We start from the raw sequence: 2,757 nt of genomic DNA on the forward strand, positions 1-2,757 counted from the left end.
TATAGCGCGGCAATCTGGATGAGAGTGCGCGACAATCTGGATGAGAGTCTTGGCGTCGCGGCAGAGTGGAGTGTTTCGGGACTTCGTGCCGATTGCAAGGGCTTTTTCTGGCGGTCCTGGTTGCCGCGGCCTGACGCGGGTCCGGAAACGGCTGCGGCCCGCGCGTGGGTGCCGCGGGCCGCAGGGTTTTGGTTGAGGCGTCCGTTCAGTCGGTTGGCGTGTTCTTTTTCGTGGCCTTCGTCGCGGGCCGGCCCCGCTTGCGCGGTTTCGCCTTGAGGGCTTCGCGCCGCCTGTAGCTCTCGACGTTCATTTCCAGGATCGTGGCCCGATGGACCAGACGGTCGACGGCGGCCACGGCCGTGGTTTCGTCGGGGAAGATCCGGTCCCATTCGGAGAACGGCTGGTTGGCGGTGATCAGGAGTGACCGGCGCTCGTACCGGGCCGAGATGAGTTCGAAGAGGACGCTGGTTTCGGCCTGATCCTTTCGGACGTAGGCAAAGTCGTCGAGGATCACGAGGTGGAACCGGTCGAGCCTGGCGAGCAGGCTTTCCAGGGCGAGTTCGCGCCGGGCCACCTGCAGGCGCTGCACCAGATCGGTGGTCCGGGCGAAGAGCACGCGGTAGCCGTTCTCGACCAGCGCCAGGCCGATCGCCGAGGCCAGGTGCGATTTCCCGGTCCCGGGCGGCCCGAAGATGAGGCATGATGCCCCCTGGGTGAGCCAGGCGTCGCCGGCGGCCAGCGCCATGACCCGGGCCTTGGAGACGGTGGGCACCACGGCGAAGTCGAAGGTGGCCAGGCTCTTGCCCGGCAACAGCCGGGCCTCGGCCATGTGGCGCTGGATCCGGCGCCGGCCCCGCTCCGCCAGCTCGTGTTCGGCGAGGACCGCCAGGAACCGGGCCGCCGGCCAGCCCTCGGCATCGGCCCGCTCGGCAAAGCGTTCCCAGAGCGACCGCATGGTCGGCAGACGGAGTTCCGAGAGCATCAGGGCCAGCTTGACCCCGTCGACCGCGTCATTGTCTGTCCGTGTCATGACGCGTCTCCCGTGCCGAGCAGCGCCCCGTAGCCGGCCAGCCGGGCCCGGGTGACTTGAACCTCGGGCAGGCCTCCCGGGTCCGGTGCGAACCGGGTCCGGAGATCATCGAGGTCCGGCAGAATCCCGGCCTGCAGGCCGCGGTCGATTTCCGTCGCCAGCGCCGCCTCGCAATTCTCCTCATGCGCGAGCGCCAGGAGTTTCACGCTCAGCCGGCAGCCCGCGCGCTCGCCGAGCCGGGCGACCGCCATCTCGAAGCAACGCCGGTAGGCGTCGCGCGGGAACAGCTCGTCGCGATAGACCAGGTTCAGGAGCGCCATCGGCTTGGTCTTCAGGGCATGGATCACGTGGCGGTAATTGACCACATGCACGGCCTTCGCGGATGTCCCCCTGCGCTTGCGCGGCAGGGTCAGCTGGTGGGTGTGCCCCAGATGGAGTTCCAGCCGGTCGTCAAAAATGCGGACCCCGAGCCGGTGGCCGATCAGCCGCGAGGGAACGGTGTAGAACACCTTCTTGAGGATGAAGCCGCTGGACGTGGTGACGGTGACGGTGGCGTCCTCCCAATCCGGGGTGCGCATCGGCGGCAGGTCGCGAAGCGTGCCGCGTTCGGCCCGGATGGCCTTCGCCCGGCGGGCATTGCCGCGTCCGACGATCCCGGCCATGAAGGCGCGATAGGCGTCGATATCGGCAAAGTCCTTCGACCCCCGCAGCGCCAGGGCATCGGTGACCTCGCGCTTGAGGTGGCCATGCGCACTCTCGATGGCGCCGTTCTCGTGGGCCACGCCGCGGTTGTTGCGGGAGGCCGTCATCCCGTAATGCCCGCACAACGCCTCATACCGTCCGGTCCGGTCCCGCGCGTCGTCCTTGCCGAGGTTGCGGAAGGCCGCCGACAGGCTGTCGGTGCGGTGTTCGGCGGGAACGCCACCCAGGGACCAGAGCGCGGCCTGCAGCCCTGTGGCCAGGGCCGTGAAGCTCTCGCCGCCGAGAACCACCTCTGCATGGCGGAACCCCGACCAGGGGAGCCGGAAGTGATAGAGCCGGTGATCGAGGGGCTGTCCGGCCACGGTGACGCCGAGAGCGTTCATGACCGTGAAGTCCGACAGGGCGATCCGGCCCGGCCTGGCGGTCTGTCGGAAGATCACGTCCCGGTCCGGGCCGTGGCGGGCCCGCCAGTCGCGGATCCGCCGCTCGAGGGTGCGCCGGATGCCCGGATCCAGGTCGGGATGGAGCCGCATCAATTCCCGGAACACACCCACCGGCCGGATGTCGGTGTTGTCCTGCAGCATCGGCACGACGTCCTTGTCGAAGATCCCGGCCAGCGGATCGGGGCGCCGCCGGCCGCGGGGCGCCCGTTTTTGCGAAGGGGGACGCGGGTCCCGTTGGATCCGGTACCCGGTGGCGGCGCTGAAGCCGGCCTTCGCGGCCGCCGTTTCGGTCGAAAGGGTTTTCCTGTGGTTCATGAAAGTCCTCATCTGGTGATCAGTGACATGTGGCCCCGGCACCTCGCTCTCCTCTTCTCGAGACGAATCGCGAGGTGATGACCCGGGCCGCCACGACCACCAAGGGGCTTCCAACGCCCCCCAAAGGGGGGCGAAAAAATTTTTTCGGCGGCCGTCAACTCCGGTCGGGCTACGCCCTCCCTCCGTTGACGGCCGCCGCCTTCGCCCCCCTCAGACGGGACTCGCATCCTGATTGACGCTGACTCTCACCTTGTTTGCCGCGCTAGA

2 protein-coding genes are annotated in these 2,757 nt (G+C 68.3%); both read right to left on the minus strand.

What is annotated here, in order from left to right; translation table 11 throughout:
• Positions 1–205: 205 nt before the first annotated feature.
• Positions 206–1,030: an IS21-like element helper ATPase IstB gene (istB, locus tag OXU42_08670; GenBank protein ID MDE0029455.1), complete on the minus strand. Its 825-nt coding sequence runs from the start codon at positions 1,028–1,030 to the stop codon at positions 206–208.
• Complete coding sequence (istA, locus tag OXU42_08675) at positions 1,027–2,502, minus strand: IS21 family transposase (GenBank protein MDE0029456.1); 1,476 nt, start codon at positions 2,500–2,502, stop codon at positions 1,027–1,029. Before istA ends, istB begins: the two co-directional genes overlap by 4 nt.
• Positions 2,503–2,757: the final 255 nt, after the last annotated feature.

This window comes from Deltaproteobacteria bacterium, assembly GCA_028818775.1.
Lineage (GTDB): Bacteria > Desulfobacterota > Binatia > UBA9968 > JAJDTQ01 > JAJDTQ01.

Coding starts and splice junctions, on each gene's coding strand:
- istA (MDE0029456.1), bottom strand. CDS start 2,502: ATGAGGACTTTCATGAACCACAGGAAAACCCTTTCGACCGAAACGGCG.
- istB (MDE0029455.1), bottom strand. CDS start 1,030: ATGACACGGACAGACAATGACGCGGTCGACGGGGTCAAGCTGGCCCTG.